Below are 21,172 nucleotides of genomic sequence, written 5' to 3' on the forward strand. Positions count from 1 at the left end.
AAAAATAAAAAAGGCCAGTATTTTTACTGGCCTTTTTTTTCAAACTAAATATTGATTAGCGGTCGAATTTACGACGCGGTGGTTTATCATCAAAACTACGACGCGGACGATCTTCACCACCAAAGCTACGTTTTGGACGATCATCACCGCCGCCGAACGCTGGACGTTCACCACGTGGTTTGTCATCAAAACTACGACGCGGACGATCTTCACCACCAAACGCTGGACGCTCACCGCGTGGTTTATCATCGAAGCTACGACGCGGACGATCTTCACCACCAAAGCTACGTTTTGGACGATCATCACCACCGCCGAACGCTGGACGCTCACCACGTGGTTTGTCATCAAAACTACGACGCGGACGATCTTCACCGCCGAACGCTGGACGCTCACCGCGTGGTTTATCATCGAAGCTACGACGTGGACGATCTTCACCACCAAAGCTACGTTTTGGACGGTCACCAAAACCAGCTTCGCGACGTGGTTTATAATCTACGCGATTACCACGGTTGTCATCATTCGATTCAAAACGCGGTTTATCATTGAAACCACCTTCGCGACGTGGACGATCTGAAGTGAACTCACGACGTGGACGATCTTCAAAACCACCTTCACGACGTGGACGGTCTGAATTGAACTCGCGACGCGGACGATCTTCACCGCCGAACGCTGGACGCTCACCACGTGGTTTATCATCGAAGCTACGACGTGGACGGTCATCACGACCACCACCTTCACGGCGTTTAAAGTTGCTTTCGCCTTCAAAACGACGACCGCCACCAAAACCACCACCGCCGCCACTACGACGACCATCACGACCACCGCCGCCATTACCACTACGGCCACGACCACCACCATCACGACCTGAACGAGCAGGAGGTGGAGATGGCTCTAAGCCTTCAATTTCAGAAACACTCAAACGTGCTTCTAAATATTCTTCAAGTGCACGAATCTTACCGCGTTCACGATAAGTCGCTAAAGTAATTGCTTGACCAGTACGACCAGCACGACCAGTACGACCAATACGGTGTACATAATCTTCATGCTTCATCGGAAGACCGAAGTTAATTACGTGAGAAATAGTCGGAACGTCAAGACCACGAGCAGCAACGTCAGTTGCAACTAGGATTTTTGCACGACCTTCACGAATACTACGTAAACGACGGTTACGAACTGTTTGTGGCATTGCACCATGAAGTGCAACAACAGAATGACCCGCTTCAGCAAGTTCTTCTGCCAACATATCTGTATCTTCTTGCGTGCTAGCAAAAACAACAGCTTGATCTAAGTTTTCATCACTTAACCAATGTGTAAGTAATTTTTTCTTATGTTCGAAGCCATCAGTCCAATGCAATGTTTGCGTAATATCTGTATTGGTTGAATGACCTGTTTCAATTGCGATACGCATAGGATCTTTCATCATGCATGATGCAAGACGAATGATACGATCAGCAAATGTTGCAGAGAACATTAATGTTTGTTTACGGTTAGCTGCTAATTCGCTAATTGCTTCTAAGTCTTCAGAGAAACCTAGGTCAAGCATACGGTCCGCTTCATCAACGATTAAAGCATCTACTTGATCTAATTTAATTTGACGACGATTCACCAAGTCAAGTAAACGACCAGGTGTTGCAACAACAACTTGCGCGCCTTTTAATTGTTGAATTTGTTTTGCAAATGGCATACCACCCATAATGGCAGCAATACGAACACCTTTCATGTGACGTACAAGTGCAATTGCATCTTGACTTACTTGCTGTGCCAATTCACGAGTTGGTGAAATTACCAAGATATTCGGTTGAGTCACTGCTTTCATACGGTCTTTGAACGGTACAGCAGACTCTTGACCAGCTAAAGCATTTAATGTTGGGAGTAAGAATGCTGCAGTTTTACCAGAACCAGTTTGGCTTGATACGAGAAGGTCTTTACCTTCTAAAGCAGCAGGAATTGCTTGTTCTTGTACAGTAGTCGGGGTAGTAAAACCTAAACCTTCAAGCGCTTGTTGTAAGGTTTCATGCAAAGAAAATTCGGCAAAAGATTTGCTCATAGAGAGTTTCACCCTTGTGGGTGCTCCATTTTTAATAAATACAAAATAGACATCGGCAAAAAGCGGCAAAGCAAAATTAGCTGAAAGCTTTTATTCAGCAGCAATCCGAGTAACGACGATGTGGACTAAACGCATGCTTGATTACGGCCGAACCTGAAGAATCGCTGAGCGATCGGGGCGCAAGAAATGGTCCTCTCTATGGACGGCGTGCGCTTACAATGAATAGAACAGAATGTTCAGGTAATGAACGGAAATTTAAGTGCGTTGGCGGATTATAGCAGAAATAAATTAAAAGTCACCTGTTTTAATCAACTTTATCTATATTTCTTGAATTAATTTAATTTACTCTTTACTTAAAACACAAAACCCTCTGATTAAAGAGGGTTTTATTTATAATACGCTAAATTATTTTGCAGCTTTATCCCAAGCTGGAACAACTGTTTGCATTAAAGGTTTTAATAACTTAAGCGAACATGCGAGTACTTGACCATTTTCAAATGAGTTATTACCACCACGTGCATCAACAACTACACCGCCCGCTTCTTTAAGAATAAGTTCACCAGCAGCAATATCCCATGGCTTTAAACCAAGCTCAAAGAAACCATCAAAACGACCAGCAGCTACATATGCTAAATCTAGAGCAGCTGAACCGCCACGACGGATTTGTGCACCTGCTTGAGTAACCGCTAATAACGATGCGAAGTGCTGCTCTGCATAAGATACGATTTCACCAGCACGTTTAGCACGGTAAGGATGGCCTACTGCCAAGAATGTATTTTCTAAACTATCTTTTACATTTACACGAATACGGCGTTGATTCATAACTGCACCGCGACCACGGCTAGCAGAGAACAACTCATCACGTACTGGATCGTAGATTACGCCGTGTTGAGTAACACCTTTATGTTGAACTGCAATAGAAATACAGAAATGAGGGAAACCATTAATAAAGTTTTGTGTGCCATCAAGCGGGTCAATTACCCAGCACCACTCTGCATCATGGCCTTTGCCTTCTTGCAAACCAAACTCTTCACCTAAGAAGCTATGGTTCTTATAACTTTTACGTAACGTATCAATCGCTAATTGTTCTAAATAACGATCTACACGTGTTACCGGGCCATCAATGCCTTTCTCTTCAACTTGTAAATCGAGTTTATGACGATTTTGATGCGCTTTTAAAAGCTCTTGACCAACTGTTTGAGCCGCACGCGCAGCCATAACCACCATAGGTTCCATTGAACACCCACTAGACAAATTTGAAGATTTTGACAAAGAATAATGCATAAAAGCGCAGATATTTTAGCAAATATATGCGCTTTTAGGGGGAAAATGTTTCAAAAATTTTATTAGAGGCTTAAACCACCTGATTGAGCTTAAGCCAAACTCTCTCAATTGAGCTCAAAATACCTTTAGCATCCAACCCGCAGTCTTGTAGCATTTGTCCGTGTGAGGCCTGCTGTAAGAACAAATCGGGCAAGCCTAAATTAATAATGGGTTTCACAATTTGTTCTTGCGCCATAAACTCATTGACAGCGCTACCTGCACCCCCCATAACGGCATGCTCTTCAACTGTGACAAATAAATGAGTATTTTCAGCTAAATCACGAATCATTTTTTCATCAAGTGGTTTCACAAACCTCATATTTACAACACGCACGCCCACATCATGTTTTTGTGCAAATTGTTCAGCAGCCTCTATAGCAACCATCACTCTGCTACCGAATGCCAAAATTGTAATCTGCTCTTCACAGCTAGTCTTTATTTCAGCAACGATTTCAGCTTTCCCTAATTCAATAGTGGTCAACTCTTGCTGAATTTCAACACCTACACCAGCACCACGTGGGTAACGTACCGCAGCTGGTCCATTATAGACATAGGCTGTATGAAGCATCTGACGACATTCATTTTCATCTTTTGGCGCCATGATGACTATGTTTGGAACTGTACGCATGTATGCATAATCATATGCACCTGCATGAGTTGGACCATCTTCACCAACCAAACCAGCACGGTCAATCCCGAAAGTCACATCAAGGTTTTGTAATGCAACATCATGAATAAACTGATCGTAACCACGCTGCAAAAACGTTGAATAGATTGCAACAACAGGTTTTAAGCCTTCACAAGCCATTCCTGCTGCAAGTGTTACAGCATGCTGTTCAGCAATCGCAACATCAAAGAATCTCTGTGGAAATTCTTTAGCAAACTGAACCATGCCTGAACCTTCACACATCGCAGGTGTAATCGCGAGTAGACGCTCATCTTGTGCTGCTTCATCACATAACCACTGACCAAATACATCAGAATATTTAGGTGGTGTTTTACCTGCTGAGGTTGCATTAATTTTGCTAATTGCATGATAAGTAATCGGATCCGCTTCTGCGGGAGTAAAACCTTTACCTTTTTTAGTATAGACGTGTACTAAACGTGGACCTTTACGCTTCTTTAGAGCATTAAATACTTGGGCCAGTTGATTTACGTCATGGCCATCAAATGGACCAAAGTAATCAAAACCAATTGCTTTAAATAAATTATCGGCCGCATCTGTTGCTGATTGATGCAAACGAGAGTTATAAGTCCATTTTGGATGTGGCTGTATATACGCTTCGCCATCTTCATTAACGTTAACTAAATGGCCTTTTTCCCAAATTGCAGCCAAATGTTTAGCAAAGCCACCTGTACTACAAGAAATTGACATGTCATTGTCATTGAGCACAACAATTAAATCGGCATTATGTGCAACAGCATCGTTCATGGCTTCAAATGCCATACCCGCTGTCATTGCACCATCACCTACAATACAAACCACTTCACATGGGTCGTTTTGATAACGACGTGCTAACGACATTCCTAAACCAGCTGAAATTGCTGTTGATGAATGCCCTACGCCGAATGTATCGAAAACAGATTCTTCTCTAGCTGGAAATGCCGCTAAACCATTTTTAGAACGAATCGTCGTCATTTGTTCACGACGACCTGTCAGGACTTTGTGCGGATAGGCCTGATGTCCTACATCCCAAACTAATCGGTCATTTGGTGTATTAAAGCAATAATGCAGCGCAACCGTCAGCTCAACCACGCCGAGATTAGCACCGAAATGGCCACCACTCTGGCCTGCTGCATATAAAATATATTGACGCAACTCATCAGCCACTTGAACCAATTGGCTATGCTCGAGCTGACGTAATTGTTGAGGATGATCAATTGCATCTAACAATGGCGTAACAGGGCGTTGAGTTGGAATTTCGGTATACAACATATGTGGCAAAGCCTTTATAAGCCTGGCAAATCCTAAGCTGGGTCAAAATGGGTCGATCATACAATCGAATGAAGTCACCTTCAATCAGCCACATTTGCGAACGAGGTCATGCAAAGCAGTCTCTCATACATCATGGGTATGGTTGGCAGATTATCCTGAATAATCTGACTATTTATCAACTATTATCGTCTTCTTTATACAAAAAAGAAAACCTTCATACGCAAAATGATTATGACAATTCGACCAATCTCCCAGCATTACGCTATACTTTAAACCGTTTTCGGTTAAAAGATGAGTTAATCTGTGCCTATAGAGTTCATTGCAACATCAAAACTTCCGACCGCTTTTGGTGAATTCAATATTTCTGTTTTTCAAGATCCAGTATCAGGTGAAGAACATGTGGCACTTTCTAAAGGGTTAGAAAATCCACCCACAGGTCCTGTTTTGGTTCGTGTGCATTCAGAATGCTTAACAGGTGATGCATTTGCGTCATTAAAATGCGACTGTGGCCCTCAATTGCAGGCAACTCAAAAGCTCATCAACGAGGCAGGCCAAGGCGTTATTTTATATTTACGTCAAGAAGGCCGTGGCATTGGACTAACTAATAAAATTCGCGCCTATGCTTTACAAGATCAGGGGCATGACACAGTAGATGCTAATTTACTTTTAAATTTACCTGCCGATGCACGTCGTTATGACATGTGTAGCATCATGCTAGATCACTTAGCAGTGAAAGAAGTAAAATTAATTACCAATAATCCTTTGAAAATTCAGGCACTCAAAGATCAAGGAATTAATATCGTTGGCCGTGTTCCATTAACGGTTGGACGCAACCCTTTTAATGAACAATATTTAAAAACCAAACGTGAACGTATGGATCACCTTTATCAAAAAGATGATTTTTAAACCAAAATTATAAATTTAAAAATAATTGGAAGGGATTTTCGAGACATTCCTCAAAAATCCCTTACTTTTTTTATGGTTTTGTGCTTTGATGTATCTATCTCCTATCTCAATCATCTTTGAGGGTCACTATGCAACATCCGACTTCAACAGATATTCAACGTGTCCGCGAATTTCTCCTCGATTTACAAGCTCGTATATGTGCTGGTTTAGAACAACAAGAAAAAGCTGGCGGCGGTACGAGTGAATTTATTATTGATGATTGGGAACGTCCTGAAGGTGGTGGTGGCCGTTCGCGAGTTTTGCAAAATGGTACAGTGATTGAAAAAGGTGGTGTGATGTTTTCTCACATCAACATTAGTAAACTCCCCGCTTCTGCTACAGAAAGACACCCTCAAATTGCTGGTGCTAAAGCGCAGGCACTCGGTGTGTCATTAGTGATTCATCCTAAAAACCCCAATATTCCAACTTCTCATGCCAATGTACGTTTATTCGTTGCAGAGCCTGAAGGACAAGATCCAATTTGGTGGTTTGGCGGTGGTTTTGACTTAACACCGTTCTATCCAGATGAACAAGATGTTATCGATTGGCATCAAGCCGCTTACGACCTGTGTCAGCCTTTTGGTGACCATGTCTATGCTGAACATAAAAAATGGTGTGACGATTACTTCTATTTAAAACATCGCGATGAGCAACGTGGTGTCGGTGGCTTATTTTTTGATGATCTAAATGGCTGGGATTTCGAAACTTGCTTTAAATATATTCAAGCAGTAGGTAATGGCTATTTAAATGCCATTCTGCCAATTTTTGAAAAACACCGTGAACAACCTTATACCGAAGCACAACGAGAGTTTCAGCTTTACCGTCGCGGCAGATATGTCGAATACAACTTAGTCTATGACCGCGGGACATTGTTTGGTTTACAAACAGGCGGACGTATCGAATCTATTTTAGTCAGCCTCCCTAACCTTGCAGGTTGGTCGTATCGTCCAGAATGGGATGAAGACTCTCAAGAGAAACGTTTAACTGACTATTACCTAAAACCACGTGACTGGTTAAATCTAAAAGAAAAAGTCGCTTAATTTTTTGCTTTTTGGAGATTCTTTAGCTTCCACCCTAAAGAATCTCCTTTTTTATTTTCAATTTCTTTGTTTCTATTCAAATATTTTTTCTTATTCCAATTTGGCTTATAGTGAGGCCTGCTGAATATTCAGTATAGATTTTAACTGCTTCATGCCATCTTAAAATTTTGGATATAAGAATGACCAAACAGTTTGCAGTAATTGGCAACCCAATCGAACAATCACGCTCTCCTGAATTGCATCATGCTTTCGCTCAAAAAACAGGTGTTGACCTCGACTATCAAAAACGTCTTGCCCCTCTTGATGGTTTTGAGCCGAGTATGCGTAGCTTCTTTGCAAATGGCGGAAGTGGCATGAACGTTACTGTGCCGTTTAAAGAACAGGCTTTCGCTTTGTGCGATGTGCTAACCGAGCGTGCTCAGATTGCAAAAGCAGTTAATACGTTATGGATGGAAAATGGCAAATTGCACGGCGATAATACTGATGGCCAAGGCTTGGTTGCCGCGATTCAAGCTTTAGACTGGAACCTAGAAAATACGACTATTTTAATTTTAGGAGCTGGCGGTGCAACTCGTGGTGTTATTTACCCACTGGTACAGGCTGGCGCAAAAAAGATTGTGATTGCAAACCGTACTCTAGCTCGTGCCGAACAACTTGTAGATGACCTAAAAGTAGCAGTCCCGCAAGCTCAATTACAAGCAATTTCTCTAAATGAGCTAGAAGGGAAGTTTGATATTGTAATTAATGCGACTTCTGCAAGCCTTTCAGGCGATGCTCTACAGCTTCCTGAAAATTTACAATTCGAACATGCCTATGAAATGGCATATGGCAAACCATCTAGCTTCCTTGAACAAGCTAAACAACGTAATGTGCCCTCTTCTGAAGGTTTTGGGATGTTAGTCGGTCAGGCTATTGAATCCTTTTCTATCTGGAATGGCGTAAGACCTGAATTAAAAGATTTTCTATAAATATAAAAAAAGAACCTACATGATGTAGGTTCTTTTTTTACTTCATTTATTATTTTTTGGTCGTAACCATTTGCTGATAAACATCTCGGAAAATCTCATAATCAATAAATTCATTATGTTCAGGTTTTAAATTCTGAATTGTTTTTTCCGTAAGCTGTTGTTTACGTGCAGCAACATACACCTTCCCTAAAATATCAGCTGTTTGTGACAACAATTGTTTTTCTTCAGCAGAAGCACCATTTTGTTGTTCAAATTCTAATTGATATTGTTTCGAGAAAAGCTGCTCAGGCTGCTTATATTGTTTCTGTAATTTTTGCCATGCTTCACGCCCCGACTTACCTTGTATTGTTGTAGTCACAATATGGTCTACAGCACGGCCTAAATCATTATCAAACTGATCTTCTTGTTCAAGATGATGCTTTTTCTGCAATGCCTCGATACGCTCTAAAGCCTTACCTTGAGGATTATAGGTTTCTTCTTCAGAGAACCAATAAGCATAAACTTCGGCAATTTCTTGCAACTGTTGAACTGAATAATAATTAATATATGACGGTTTTTCGGCAGTCAATTTTGCAATAAATACAGCCTTATACGTTTTGTCATAGGCACGTGTTGCATCATAAGTTTGGTTAGCCAACAGCGCCAGATTCGAATCTAAATCTTGTACATCGCTATGTGAGCCAACTGGATGTTCAGAAACATCACTCTGCCCAAGTTTTTCACTAAAACCTTTTACGAAGTTTTCAAATAAAGAACCTTTGCTTGCCTCTGCAACTGATTTAGCTTGTTTAAGTTGCTGCTGATTAATTGAGGTTGCTTTACCATAATTTAGAATTTGCATGTCTGCTTTAATATTAAAGCGATGGTTAAATTCAGCTGGTGTATATGCAATATCGTAATCTACGTTGACTGCACGGCCTTTTTCATCGAGTCCAACATCAATCGTAATTGGATTTCTTTGTTTTGGTAAAGCTTGTTCAATCTCTGCTTTATGCTTTAACCATAAAGCTTTGAATGCTTCATCATTCACAAACTGGTTCTGATCATAAGCGGCAAAAGTTTGTTTTAAAGCAGCTTGACGAGACTTGATCTGAGTTTTTTGGGTACTCTCTACGCTTTGATCAAGAACATCAACACCATATATTTGACAGTAATTAATATCCCCTAGAACTACTTGTTTTTTAAGGGTCTGTAACTCAACACATTGTTCTTCTGTAAGGGTTGGGCCTTCTTCATCTTGGGTAGTTTGTTCGGCATCCGCTACCGCAACATCAGCAGCATCCTCATCTTGGCCTGAAGCAGAAGCTTCCTCTGCTGCTGCCGCTGCATCTTGAGCTGCACTTGATTGTTCTTCATCACCTTCCTCAGAAGCCAATGTACCGCCAAAATGAGCGTTAATGAGTGAGTAAAGTTGTTGGCTGACTGCTGCTGCATCTTCAGAAGAAACTTTCTGTCCCTCAGCACCACCCGACTTTTTCTTAGCTTCAGAAGCAGCAAGTTCAGTTGCTATAGATTCAGCAATCTTTTGATCATCAAATCCTAAAACACTTTTTTGCAGGTATTTTTCATTGACTTGACCATATAGATCGACTTGCAGCAGCAACTCTTCAACCGTATCTTTTAAACGAATTTTTTCTACAATTCCTGCCTTACGGTCAGCCTCTGTAATTGGTAAACGTTGTAAATTTTGCGGATCAGCCAAACGATAAGACACGGCGCCAGAAGCCTTCGCATATTCAACGAATTTCTTCATATCGACGTTCGTAAACAGATCTTTATATTTCGAAAAATCGACATAGGCTAAGTTGTTTTGATTATCTTTATTAACCAGATAAGGCATTAATCCGAAATAATTAACGTAAAACTTATAATCCTTTAGATCAAGCACCATTGGCAATTTTGCCTGCACGAGCAAAGTCGGTTTTTCATATCTTGCAATGAGGTTGAAAGACCCCATTTTTTGACGATAATGAACTGAACCATCGTAACTAAATTGGAGATCATTTAATAAATTGATTAAAACGGCATTTACTTTTTCTGAACGTGATTCGCCAGATACACCCGAAACAGATTGCTCATTTGCAATTGCAGCATAAAGCGCCTGCTTCTGTTTTTTATTCAAATTAATTTTTTGTTCACGTAAATATTGATCTACTTTTTTTTGCACTTCAGCATCAAGTTGAGCACTCTTCTCTACAGTGCTTATTTTGTTGGGCTGATTTGAATCAACATTAACTTTAAAATGCCCGCGGTAGTCATAGCTTGGGTATTCATACATTGCATTCATACCCTGAATGACTTTTTGATCTAAATGAGCAGATGCCACTGATGGACGTAGGCTATGCTGCGCACATGCGGTCAAACCCAAACTGAATAAACATAAACTGAGATATTTTAAATGCATAACCTTTTTTAAAACCTTATCGCTTTATCTTTTTAGCAAAACTTGCTAAAAATAAAAAAATAGTTGTTTTTTCACATAAAAGTATAAGTCCTGAATGTAGCAGAAAATGTATTTTCAGGTGTATTTATTTTCGACAAAATTCGCTTTTCTGACATTTCTTTCGGATGTGATTATCATTGTATTTTTATCATGCGAGTGAATAATCAAATCATCGATTCAGATAATCCCACAATGATTCAAAATTAGGATTAAAGCCATGCCAGCATATAAAGCCCCGCTACACGATATTCGCTTCTTAATGAATGAAGTATTAGATTACCCTGCTCACTACAAAACTTTATCAAATGGTGAAAATGCAGATCCAGATACCGTTGATATGATTCTTGAAGGTGCGGCAGATTATTGTGAAAACGTATTATCGCCACTTAACCAATCTGGTGATGAAGAAGGTTGCCATTTTGACAACGGCGAAGTAACTACACCTAAAGGCTTTAAAGAAGCTTACGACCAGTTCGTTATGGGTGGTTGGCAAGGTCTTTCTTATCCAGAAGAATTTGGTGGTCAAGGCCTACCAATGTCTTTAAACCTCATCAAATCAGAAATGATGGGTACTGCAAACTGGTCATTTACGATGTACCCTGGCTTAAGTTCGGGTTGTATGAACACCATCTTGCAATTCGGTACCGATGAGCAAAAACAAACGTATATGCCTAAACTTGTTGAAGGAACTTGGAGCGGCACAATGTGCTTAACCGAACCTCAATGTGGTACCGACTTAGGGCAAGTTAAAACTAAAGCTGAACCTCAAGCAGATGGCACTTATAAAATCTCTGGTACAAAAATCTTCATTTCTGCCGGTGAACATGATTTAACTGAAAATATTATTCACATCGTACTTGCACGTCTTCCAGATGCGCCTACTGGTACTCGTGGTATTTCATTATTTATCGTACCTAAATTCATCCCTACTGCTGATAGTGGTATCGGTGAACGTAATGCAGTGACCTGTGGTTCAATCGAACACAAAATGGGGATCCGTGCTTCTGCAACTGCTGTACTAAACTTTGATAATGCCACTGGTTATTTAATTGGTGAAGTCAACAAAGGTTTACATGCAATGTTTACCTTCATGAATACAGCACGTATTGGTACTGCTGTTCAAGGTATTGCGCACGCTGAGTTATCGTTCCAAGGTGCATTACCTTATGCGAAAGATCGTATGTCTATGCGTGCACTTTCTGGTAAAAAAGAACCTGAAAGAGTTGCAGATGCCATCATTCATCATGCTGACGTACGTCGCCTGTTGTTGACTCAAAAAGCAATTGCTGAAGGTGGCCGTTCAATGATCTATCATGCTGCAAAACTTGCAGACAAAATGACAGATGCATTAACACGTGGTGACCAAGCTGCTTACGAAGACTACGATGATAAACTTGGTTTCTACACACCAATTTTGAAAGGTTTCTTGACTGAACTTGGTTTGGAAGCTGCAAACAACGGTATGCAAGTTTACGGCGGTCATGGCTACATCAAAGAATGGGGCATGGAACAAATCGCTCGTGATGCTCGCATCTCAACGCTATACGAAGGTACAACAGGCATTCAAGCACTTGACTTGATTGGTCGTAAAGTATTGCTTAGCTCAAAAGGTAAAGTGGTTCGTGACTACACTGCTGAAATCTTAAAATTCTGTGCTGCACACGCACGTAATAAATACTTACGTCGTTTTGCTTGGGATTTAACTAAGCTTTGTGCTCAATGGAACACTTTAACAGTTCGTATCATGCTTGCTGCACGTAAAGACCGTGACATCGTATCTTCTGCTTCTGTAGATTTCTTGATGTTCTCAGGTTACGTGATGATGGCTTACTTCTGGGCGCAACAAGCAGTCATTGCGTCTGAGAAACTTGAAGCAGGTGATGGTGCAGAAACACCTGAATTCTATAAAGCAAAAATCAAAGTTGCAGACTTCTACTTTGACCGTATGTTACCTCGTACTCAAGGTCATGCAGAATCAATGGTGACAACCTCTCGCACATTAACATCATTACCAGTTGAACACTTTAGCTTCGACTACTAATGATTTTTAAATCGTGAAATGAAAAGAGCGCAATTCATATTGCGCTCTTTTTTATTCAAGTAAAAATTTAATATTTATTCTTTAGTCAGAACATAAGCTTGCTTTGGAACAAAATAGTTTTGTTCCAAAAACTCACGGTTTTTACCGTAGTCGCTATAAAACAGTTTTTCTAGATTCACGATCAATCTTTTTTTTGAATCAATCGTAAAATAAAAATTAACATTAGATAAAGGACAGTGAATGGTTAACTCATGCTCTCTTTCATCTACTTTCCAATTTAAATCAGGACACAACTGATTTATAGCAGTACTTTTGGCTCCATCCTTACTTCCCACGCGACCAAAATGAATAACATTCCAATAAGCCGATCCATTGGGTAATAAATTTAAAATGTACTCTGCCTCTCCAGACTCACAATCGGCAAAAGCATCCTCACATGAAATTCGGGTGTGATATCGCCCTACATATTGCAGTGAAATTCCGCTTAATTTTTTGGTTTGATCTAAATTTTCTTCAGGTAAAAAAGTACGACCAGCTACATCATCTAAAGTTTTGATGGTGGTGCTACTTTTTATTAAATTTTCTTCATTTTTGGAATTAGCACTAGAGTGATCTTTTGAGCTGGTATGGTTTATGTCGCAAGCACTAAGTGTCAGGCACACCATAGTCCCTACAACCAAATGCTTAACTAAAAACCTAGACCGATTCAAAGACATATACATTATTCACAGATAACAGCAACAACCATGTTTATATTCATTCCAGGCACGAGCCAATTGCTGCCATAAACCTTTAAGCCCTGAAAGGGTGCATTTTAGTTGATGTTGGTTTCCTTCATTCCAATCCTTTACATATTTTAACCATTTTACTTTTTAGAAGACTTTAAAACCGTTATTTCGTCTCCATATTTTTATTAAGCAAGAGAATAAGCAATTCCTTGTAACTTTTTATTTTTAAGGAGAATTAGATGGCCAGTTCTGGTTTATATCGCTCGAACCGACATAGCATGATCGCCGGTGTAATGGGTGGTATTGCTGAACGTTTTGGTTGGAACGTAACTTTACTACGCATTATTTTTGTTGTGATTTCAATTATGAGTGCGGCCTTTCCCGGAATCTTAGTTTATCTGGTTTTGTGGTTAGTCATTCCGAAAAAACAGCCAGAACATATTGAAGGCTATCGACAATCCGTCCGAACTGTACATGAAGAGCAAACACGTTAATTAATTTTGGTCGCTACGGTTGCATCCCCTAATCAACCGTAGCTTTTTTTATTCTTAAAAACTATAACTTACGACTTAACTGTTGTTGTAAGGCAGCAATCATATCTGCACGGCTGATCATTCCGATCAACTTCCGCTCTTCGACCACCGGAATATAATTAAAAGATTTTTCAACAAAATAAGGCACTAGATCTTGAATAGGCTGTGTTGGCAATACTGTCACCACTTTACGACTCATAATCTGTTTCACATAATGCTGCCAAGAGTTTCTTGGGTCCGCTGCACCTTTAAACCATTCCACAACTTCATATAAAGCTAAAGTTCCTACTAGATGATTGTCAGCATTTACCACCGGTAAGCTCATGAGATTAATATGCTTGAACTTATCCAGCGCCTGATGAATATCATCATCTTCATGCAGCTTAATCACATCACGGCTCATAATATCCTGACAGGTATATTGATTGACTATGCGTTCGTTGGCATGTTCTTGTGCATCTAAAATAATTTTTTCTAAATCATATTGGCTAATATCTAACAGTTCAGTGTGGTGCTCTAAAGCGTACTCAATATCTTTCGGTTGAATCGATACTTTTTGAGTCGGTGTTGGATCTTTACTACGCTCATTGAGACGTGCGGTAACTGGATAATGTCTTCCAATTAATCTATTAAAAAAGACGGCGAAACCGAGTAAAAGTAACGAGTTGAGTAGAACTGGATAAAAAACGAAATAAAAGCCTAATTTATGAATTGCAGCACCACCTAACACAGCCGTAATCGCGACTGCACCACTTGGTGGATGCAAAGAGTCAGTGGTCATCATTAAGAATATGGCAAAGCCCACTGCCACACTAAAAGCAGTGGTTAAATCAGGAATCCAATGTGCACAGGCAACCCCAATAATTCCAGCTAGCGTATTACCAACAATCACATTCCATGGTTGAGCCAATGGACTGGTTGGCACAGCAAATAAGAGAACAGATGAAGCTCCCATGGGTGCAATGTACCAGGCATTAATTCCACCTAAAACATACCAGCTAATTAAGGAAGAAATTGCTAAACCACACAGTGCTCCAACACCACAAAGCAACCGTTCTTTTAAAGGCAAAACCTTAAAATTTGGTTTTAAAATCTGTAACCATTCTCGCTGTATAACACTCACAGTACACCTTTGGGGATATGCCGTTATTTATAACGGGCAAAAGTATACGCTCAAAGCCACATAAAATGCATTTAAATTATATCTTTCAAAGATAAGAAACCCTGTTGAATTATCTTTTGTTATTTTAAAACTTTAATATTCAATCAATTTTTCATTTAAATAACGCCAGTAGCGTTTCGGCAAATATTGCACATGAAGTTTTATATTTTGACGTTCCGTAATGTTCACGCTCTTAAAATAATCTTTCCAAAGCTGGTCATATAAGATTTCTTGCTCATCTAACTCCAGCTGAAAGCTTTGACTCATTCCATTTTTTAAATTACGGTCAACTTTCGAGGCTTCGAGCGAAACTTCATGTATTCCTTTTAAATCATAATAAAGTCCAAACTTACGTTTTTCATCATAAATGAGCCAACGCTGATCTTGATAACGCCGTTTAAAATGCGGCTGAATGAGCGGTAAAACATTAAAATCAGGCCGAACCAAACTTAAAAACAGCTCATCTTTGGTTTTCTTAAAACGGATAAAAGCTTCCATCCGATGCTTCTCTCGCCCAACCTTTTTCGTCCACTGCGAAATTGCTAAAACACTTGGGTGCGAATAATCTTTTTCTATCGATGAGTGACTAGTAAAAACGTAAATACAGTAATTAAATAAATGCTGACAGGCATCTAAAGACTCAGATAAATAGGCAAAATAAAATTGCCTTAAAGAAGACGAAGAAAGCTTTTTTTGCAGCGCGGACCACACACGTTCGGCATGTTGCTCATTATTTGAAACCTCAATTTTATCAGCGAATAAGCCATGTTGAGCCGCATCATTCAAACAGAGTCTGACCTGTAATTCTTTGAATTGAAATGCGCGAAACACACAACTGAGCAGCCCGACCATTGAGCCATCAAAATAGTAAGCGACTTCATCATTAAACATGACTAAAACCCAAGGTTTAATTGTGGCGAGAGTTGCTGTACATATTTCGAAGATCCCTGCGTTAAAATCTGTTGCCGAATAAAATTTGAAGATAATTCTTTTTGGAATTTTGGACTGTCTTCACAGTGGATAAAGAATTTTGCTCGCTGATAGGCGACACCTAACTTTTTAAGTAAATCGATGTGGATCTTGCCAAAGCGACGAGCCTGAACAATTTTCTTAGCCGATTTCACCCCAATGCCAGGTACACGCAAAATCATTTGATAATCAGCACGGTTTAAATCTACTGGAAACTGTTCAGGATGCCTTAACGCCCAGCTTAATTTCGGGTCTACATCAAGATCTAAGTTTGGGAATTTTTCATTGACGATTTCATTGACCTGAAAACCGTAAAAACGCATCAGCCAATCGCTTTGATAGAGTCGGTTTTCTCGAAGTAACGGCGGAGCAGAACCCACTGCTGGCAAGTAATTATTTTCAGTATTAATTGGGATATAGCCCGAAAAATAGACGCGCTTGAGCTTAAATTCTTTATAGTGCTTATCTGCCATAAACAAGACATCTTGGTCTGACTCTTGATGAGCACCCACTACCATTTGCGTGGTCTGTCCTGCCGGCACATATTTCGGTACATGCTTAATAATTTGTCGTTCATCTTTAAGCTGAATAAGTCTGTCACGCACTAACCCTAAATCTTTTTGCACTTCCTGATGTGATTTTTCTGGTGCAAAAGTCTTTAGCCCAATTTCGGTCGGCATCTCTAAATTAATACTCATACGGTCAGCATATAAACCTGCTTCATGAATAAGTTCAGGCGATGCTCCCGGAATGGTTTTTAGGTGAATATAGCCATTAAAATTTTCTTCAAGGCGCAACTTCTTCACGACTTGAAGCATACGCTCCATTGTATGGTCGGCCGATTTAAAAATACCTGAACTTAAAAATAAGCCCTCGATATAATTACGTCGATAAAAATTAATGGTTAAGTCCACCACCTCTTGCACAGTAAATGCTGCACGCTGGACGTCGTTAGAACGGCGTGAAACACAATAGGCACAATCAAAAATACATACGTTGCTAAATAGAATTTTTAAGAGAGATACACAGCGGCCATCTTCGGTATAGCTATGACAAATACCTGAATGACTGGCATCACCCAAACCTTTATCTTTATTTTTACGGTCACTGCCACTTGATGAACAAGACACATCATATTTAGCAGCATCAGCAAGAATTTGTAGTTTTTCTCGAATGCGATCAGACATATCAAACGACTCATTTATGGCATCGTTTAAAAAATATCATTTTGCATTCTTAAATTTAATCCAGTGAAGTACGCTATGCGTCATGAGGTGACGTGACAATCCCCCGAAAAATAAAACGGAATATCGCAATTGAGCAGATAAGCTGTGATATAAAAAGAGGTTCGCTTTTTTGTATGGGTACAACACCAATGCTGAATCCCATTTTTTCTTTTTTTAAACTTCTCATTCGTAATTTAAATGTAAATGAAGATCAAATTTGGAGATGTTTGTCATTGACTACACCTCTCTATGCTTCCATCACTATTTATATTTTTTTTCTTATTTTTATGTTTTACCCCAACATTATTAGATTTGAACTGCCTGATTTTAACTTCATCTTTCAATTCGGATTATTTATTGGATTCTTACTCCTTATCTACTACATCTTCGTATTTTTTCCTGCCATTTTTGTTCAACTTAAATTACATAGGTATCATCGTATTAATTTTTTTACCGTCATTCTAAGCGCGCTGTTTCTTACGTACGTCATTCCAACCTTACTTATGTTGATATTCGCACCACTAGAACAGTTTGAACTCTTTGTGATTGAATTCTTCTATGTATTAGGTCCATTTTCGTTGACCTATGCCGTCATCTATTGGATATTACTACTCAGAGCAGATCTCAAACAGCATTTAAAAAACGGGACGTAATCCCCCAACTAGCCTTTGCCACTCACCACCAAAATCCTTATACTTAACCACAATTTTTGTTTGATTCCAGTGGATGCACCATGAGTCGTGCTATATCGCATATTGATACATTTCAGGGTTTAATTCTTGCCCTACAAAACTATTGGGCCGAACAAGGCTGCGTCGTACTACAACCGTACGACATGGAAATGGGCGCTGGAACATTCCACACCGCAACATTCTTACGTGCTTTAGGACCAGAAACTTGGAATGCTGCATACGTTCAACCTTCACGTCGTCCAAAAGATGGTCGCTATGGTGAAAACCCGAACCGTTTGCAACACTACTACCAATTCCAAGTGGTGCTTAAGCCAAACCCAGACAATATCCAACAGCTTTATCTTGATTCTTTAAAAGCAATCGGGATTGATACGCTTACTCACGACATTCGTTTCGTAGAAGACAACTGGGAATCTCCAACACTTGGGGCTTGGGGCTTAGGCTGGGAAGTTTGGCTTAACGGTATGGAAGTAACTCAATTCACTTACTTCCAGCAAGTGGGTGGCGTTGAATGTTACCCAGTAACAGGCGAAATCACTTACGGTTTAGAACGTCTTGCGATGTATCTTCAAGGTGTTGACTCGGTTTATGACCTTGTTTGGACCAAAGGCCAATTTGGCACTGTAACTTACGGCGACGTATTCCATCAAAATGAAGTTGAGCAATCGACTTATAACTTTGAATACGCTCCAGTTGAAAAACTATTTGAACTATTTGATTTTTACGAATCAGAAGCAAACCGTTTAATTGAAGCAAAACTTTCGCTTCCTGCTTATGAGCAAGTCGTTAAAGCGTCTCATACCTTTAACTTGCTTGACGCACGCGGTGCAATTTCTGTGACTGAGCGTCAACGCTACATTTTACGTGTACGTACTTTAGCTCGTGCGATTGCACAAAGTTATGTACAAGCACGTGCAGAACTTGGCTTCCCAATGGCAGAACCACACTTACGTGATGAAGTATTGGCACAGCTAAAAGCACAAGCTGAAAGTGAAGCAGCAAAGGCGGAGAAAAACTAATGAGCAAACATACTGTTTTATTCGAACTTGGCTGTGAAGAGCTTCCACCGAAAAGCTTGAAAACTTTACGTGATGCATTACAGGCAGAAACGGTAAAAGGCTTAAAAGATGCGGGCTTAAATTTTGCATCTATCGAAGCTTATGCAGCTCCACGTCGTCTAGCGCTTAAAATTGTTGATATCGATGCTGCTCAAGCTGATACACAAAAACGTTTTGATGGCCCTGCTGTTCAAGCGGCTTACGATGCAGAAGGTAAACCGACTAAAGCACTCGAAGGCTTTATGCGTGGTCAAGGTATTACTGTTGATCAGCTTTCTACTTTCCAAGCAGGTAAAGTTGAAAAAGTTTGCTATTTAAAAGATGTAAAAGGTCAAAGCCTTGATGCTTTACTTCCACAAATTTTGCAAACTGCGCTAGACAATTTACCAATTGCTAAGCGTATGCGTTCTGCTGCAAGCCGTACCGAATTTGTACGTCCGGTTAAATGGGTTCTCTTACTTAAAGATGACCAAATTGTTGATGCGACTATTCAAGATCATAAAGCTGGTAATGTGACTTATGGTCACCGTTTCCATGCACCTGAAGCTGTGACTTTAGCGCATGCAAATGACTACCTAGCTGCTTTAGAAAAAGCATATGTCGTTGCGAACTTTGAAAAACGTCAAGCAACCATTCAAGAACAAGTAAAAAAGTTAGCTGATGAAGTTAACGCAACTGCGATTGTTCCAAGTGATTTACTTGATGAAGTAACAAGCCTCGTTGAATGGCCTGTTGCTCTTCGTGCAAATTTTGAAGAGCGCTTCCTTGCTGTTCCTCAAGAAGCACTTATTACAACAATGCAAGACAACCAGAAATATTTCTGTTTGATCAATAGCGAAGGTAAATTACAGCCTTACTTCATTACTGTTTCAAATATTGAGTCTAAAGATCCGATTCAAATTATTGAAGGTAATGAAAAAGTTGTTCGCCCTCGTTTATCTGATGCTGAATTCTTCTTCTTACAAGATCAAAAGCAACCGCTTGCATCTCGTAAAGAAAAATTGGCAAACATGGTATTCCAAGCACAACTGGGTACGCTTTGGGATAAATCAACACGTATTGCAAAACTTGCTGTTGCATTATCTGCAATCACTGGTGCAAACCCAGCCGACGCTGAAAAAGCTGCGTTACTTGCTAAATGCGACTTAACATCTGAGCTTGTAGGTGAATTCCCAGAACTTCAAGGTATTGCGGGTACTTACTATGCACGCATTGAAGGCGAAAACACTGAAGTTTCAGAAGCTTTAGGCGAGCAATATTTACCAAAATTCGCTGGCGATGTTTTACCAAAAACCAAAACTGGTACAACGATTGCCCTTGCTGACCGTTTAGATACACTTGTTGGTATTTTCGGTATTGGACAAGCACCTACAGGTTCTAAAGACCCGTTTGCTCTTCGTCGTTCAGCAATTGGTATCTTACGTTTAATCATTGAAAATGAATTGGACGTAACGATTGAAGAACTGGTAAATCTCGCACTTCAAGGTTATGGCGACATCGTTAAAGACCACGACAAAACGCGTGCTGATGCTGTTGCATTCTTGGAAGGTCGTTACCGTGCCAAGTATGAAGACCAAGGCGTTGCTGTTGATGTGCTTCAAGCGGTTCAAGCACTTGCACCAAAATCTCCACTTGATTTTGACAAGCGTGTAAATGCTGTAAACCATTTCCGTGCACTACCTGAAGCTGCTGCACTTGCTGCTGCAAACAAACGTGTTGCTAACATTCTTGCAAAAGAAGCAGCACCAGAAGGTTCTGTAGTTGAAGCGAACTTGGTTGAAGATGCTGAGAAAGCATTATTTGCTGAGCTTCAAGCAGTTACTCCTGTTGTTGAGCCATTACTCGCCGCAAAAGATTACACAGCTGCCCTTTCTAAGCTTGCAGCACTTCGTGCCCCGATTGATGCATTCTTTGATGGTGTTATGGTCATGGCGGATGATGCTGACCTGAAAGCAAACCGTTTACGTTTATTGGCTCAGCTACGTAACTTGTTTACTGCTATCGCTGATGTAAGTGTATTGCAGGGTTAAAATTATATAGAAATTAATTTTTGTATAATTA

General features: G+C 40.1%; 15 protein-coding genes. 7 read left to right on the forward strand and 8 right to left on the reverse strand.

Annotation, left to right across the window (positions count from 1 at the left end):
* Positions 1 to 55: 55 nt before the first annotated feature.
* The 3 genes from F936_RS00450 to dxs all read right to left on the reverse strand — a co-directional run bounded on the left by F936_RS00450 (position 56) and on the right by dxs (position 5,306).
* Entirely contained in the window at positions 56 to 2,047 is a 1,992-nt protein-coding gene (locus tag F936_RS00450) for a DEAD/DEAH box helicase (protein ID WP_005043910.1), read from the reverse strand.
* A 405-nt stretch (positions 2,048 to 2,452) separates the two neighbouring features.
* Entirely contained in the window at positions 2,453 to 3,283 is an 831-nt protein-coding gene (locus tag F936_RS00455; RefSeq protein WP_003653693.1) for an inositol monophosphatase family protein, read from the reverse strand.
* 118 nt (positions 3,284 to 3,401) lie between these two features.
* Complete coding sequence (gene dxs, locus F936_RS00460; protein ID WP_004639565.1) at positions 3,402 to 5,306, reverse strand: 1-deoxy-D-xylulose-5-phosphate synthase; 1,905 nt, start codon at positions 5,304 to 5,306, stop codon at positions 3,402 to 3,404.
* A gap of 303 nt (positions 5,307 to 5,609) precedes the next feature.
* Between dxs and ribA the strand changes: the two genes are divergently transcribed.
* The 3 genes from ribA to aroE all read left to right on the forward strand — a co-directional run bounded on the left by ribA (position 5,610) and on the right by aroE (position 8,259).
* Positions 5,610 to 6,212 (forward strand): GTP cyclohydrolase II, encoded by a 603-nt coding sequence (gene ribA / locus F936_RS00465; RefSeq protein WP_005043912.1) that lies wholly within the window; start codon positions 5,610 to 5,612, stop codon positions 6,210 to 6,212.
* A gap of 128 nt (positions 6,213 to 6,340) precedes the next feature.
* Complete coding sequence (gene hemF / locus F936_RS00470; protein WP_005043915.1) at positions 6,341 to 7,291, forward strand: oxygen-dependent coproporphyrinogen oxidase; 951 nt, start codon at positions 6,341 to 6,343, stop codon at positions 7,289 to 7,291.
* A 179-nt stretch (positions 7,292 to 7,470) separates the two neighbouring features.
* A complete protein-coding gene (gene aroE / locus F936_RS00475) occupies positions 7,471 to 8,259 on the forward strand; it encodes a shikimate dehydrogenase (protein ID WP_005043918.1) in 789 nt (262 codons plus the stop codon).
* Between the two features lie 49 nt (positions 8,260 to 8,308).
* On the opposite strand, the gene F936_RS00480 is transcribed toward aroE, so the two are convergent.
* Positions 8,309 to 10,663 carry a hypothetical protein gene (locus F936_RS00480; protein WP_005043920.1) on the reverse strand — a complete coding sequence of 785 codons (2,355 nt, stop codon included), beginning with the start codon at positions 10,661 to 10,663 and terminating at the stop codon, positions 8,309 to 8,311.
* A gap of 256 nt (positions 10,664 to 10,919) precedes the next feature.
* Here F936_RS00480 and F936_RS00485 point away from each other — a divergent pair, with 256 nt between their 5' ends.
* Positions 10,920 to 12,743 (forward strand): acyl-CoA dehydrogenase C-terminal domain-containing protein, encoded by a 1,824-nt coding sequence (locus F936_RS00485; protein WP_005043921.1) that lies wholly within the window; start codon positions 10,920 to 10,922, stop codon positions 12,741 to 12,743.
* A 74-nt stretch (positions 12,744 to 12,817) separates the two neighbouring features.
* On the opposite strand, the gene F936_RS00490 is transcribed toward F936_RS00485, so the two are convergent.
* A complete protein-coding gene (locus F936_RS00490; RefSeq protein ID WP_026070296.1) occupies positions 12,818 to 13,459 on the reverse strand; it encodes a hypothetical protein in 642 nt (213 codons plus the stop codon).
* Between the two features lie 251 nt (positions 13,460 to 13,710).
* Here F936_RS00490 and F936_RS00495 point away from each other — a divergent pair, with 251 nt between their 5' ends.
* Positions 13,711 to 13,965: a PspC domain-containing protein gene (locus F936_RS00495; protein WP_004639576.1), complete on the forward strand. Its 255-nt coding sequence runs from the start codon at positions 13,711 to 13,713 to the stop codon at positions 13,963 to 13,965.
* A gap of 61 nt (positions 13,966 to 14,026) precedes the next feature.
* Here F936_RS00495 and F936_RS00500 read toward each other — a convergent pair whose 3' ends face one another.
* The 3 genes from F936_RS00500 to F936_RS00510 all read right to left on the reverse strand — a co-directional run bounded on the left by F936_RS00500 (position 14,027) and on the right by F936_RS00510 (position 17,322).
* A complete protein-coding gene (locus tag F936_RS00500) occupies positions 14,027 to 15,127 on the reverse strand; it encodes an HPP family protein (protein WP_005043927.1) in 1,101 nt (366 codons plus the stop codon).
* Positions 15,128 to 15,259: 132 nt separating this feature from the next.
* Positions 15,260 to 16,057: a TIGR03915 family putative DNA repair protein gene (locus F936_RS00505; RefSeq protein WP_005043929.1), complete on the reverse strand. Its 798-nt coding sequence runs from the start codon at positions 16,055 to 16,057 to the stop codon at positions 15,260 to 15,262.
* Positions 16,058 to 16,059: 2 nt separating this feature from the next.
* Positions 16,060 to 17,322, reverse strand: a complete 1,263-nt coding sequence (locus tag F936_RS00510) for a putative DNA modification/repair radical SAM protein (RefSeq protein ID WP_003653711.1) — start codon at positions 17,320 to 17,322, stop codon at positions 16,060 to 16,062.
* Between the two features lie 772 nt (positions 17,323 to 18,094).
* Here F936_RS00510 and glyQ point away from each other — a divergent pair.
* Entirely contained in the window at positions 18,095 to 19,072 is a 978-nt protein-coding gene (glyQ, locus tag F936_RS00520; protein WP_002044989.1) for a glycine--tRNA ligase subunit alpha, read from the forward strand.
* Positions 19,072 to 21,141 carry a glycine--tRNA ligase subunit beta gene (gene glyS / locus F936_RS00525; protein ID WP_005043935.1) on the forward strand — a complete coding sequence of 690 codons (2,070 nt, stop codon included), beginning with the start codon at positions 19,072 to 19,074 and terminating at the stop codon, positions 21,139 to 21,141. The genes glyQ and glyS overlap by 1 nt, the downstream gene beginning before the upstream one ends.
* The last annotated feature ends 31 nt before the right edge of the window (positions 21,142 to 21,172 follow it).

Source organism: Acinetobacter calcoaceticus DSM 30006 = CIP 81.8 (genome assembly GCF_000368965.1).
Taxonomy (GTDB): domain Bacteria; phylum Pseudomonadota; class Gammaproteobacteria; order Pseudomonadales; family Moraxellaceae; genus Acinetobacter; species Acinetobacter calcoaceticus.

What these genes read in the sequence shown, in the direction of transcription:
- F936_RS00450 (WP_005043910.1), bottom strand. Translation starts at nt 2,047, where the DNA reads ATGAGCAAATCTTTTGCCGAATTTTCTTTGCATGAAACCTTACAACAA.
- F936_RS00455 (WP_003653693.1), bottom strand. Translation starts at nt 3,283, where the DNA reads ATGGAACCTATGGTGGTTATGGCTGCGCGTGCGGCTCAAACAGTTGGT.
- dxs (WP_004639565.1), bottom strand. Translation starts at nt 5,306, where the DNA reads ATGTTGTATACCGAAATTCCAACTCAACGCCCTGTTACGCCATTGTTA.
- hemF (WP_005043915.1), top strand. Translation starts at nt 6,341, where the DNA reads ATGCAACATCCGACTTCAACAGATATTCAACGTGTCCGCGAATTTCTC.
- aroE (WP_005043918.1), top strand. Translation starts at nt 7,471, where the DNA reads ATGACCAAACAGTTTGCAGTAATTGGCAACCCAATCGAACAATCACGC.
- F936_RS00480 (WP_005043920.1), bottom strand. Translation starts at nt 10,663, where the DNA reads ATGCATTTAAAATATCTCAGTTTATGTTTATTCAGTTTGGGTTTGACC.
- F936_RS00485 (WP_005043921.1), top strand. Translation starts at nt 10,920, where the DNA reads ATGCCAGCATATAAAGCCCCGCTACACGATATTCGCTTCTTAATGAAT.
- F936_RS00490 (WP_026070296.1), bottom strand. Translation starts at nt 13,459, where the DNA reads ATGTCTTTGAATCGGTCTAGGTTTTTAGTTAAGCATTTGGTTGTAGGG.
- F936_RS00495 (WP_004639576.1), top strand. Translation starts at nt 13,711, where the DNA reads ATGGCCAGTTCTGGTTTATATCGCTCGAACCGACATAGCATGATCGCC.
- F936_RS00505 (WP_005043929.1), bottom strand. Translation starts at nt 16,057, where the DNA reads ATGTTTAATGATGAAGTCGCTTACTATTTTGATGGCTCAATGGTCGGG.
- F936_RS00510 (WP_003653711.1), bottom strand. Translation starts at nt 17,322, where the DNA reads ATGTCTGATCGCATTCGAGAAAAACTACAAATTCTTGCTGATGCTGCT.
- glyQ (WP_002044989.1), top strand. Translation starts at nt 18,095, where the DNA reads ATGAGTCGTGCTATATCGCATATTGATACATTTCAGGGTTTAATTCTT.
- glyS (WP_005043935.1), top strand. Translation starts at nt 19,072, where the DNA reads ATGAGCAAACATACTGTTTTATTCGAACTTGGCTGTGAAGAGCTTCCA.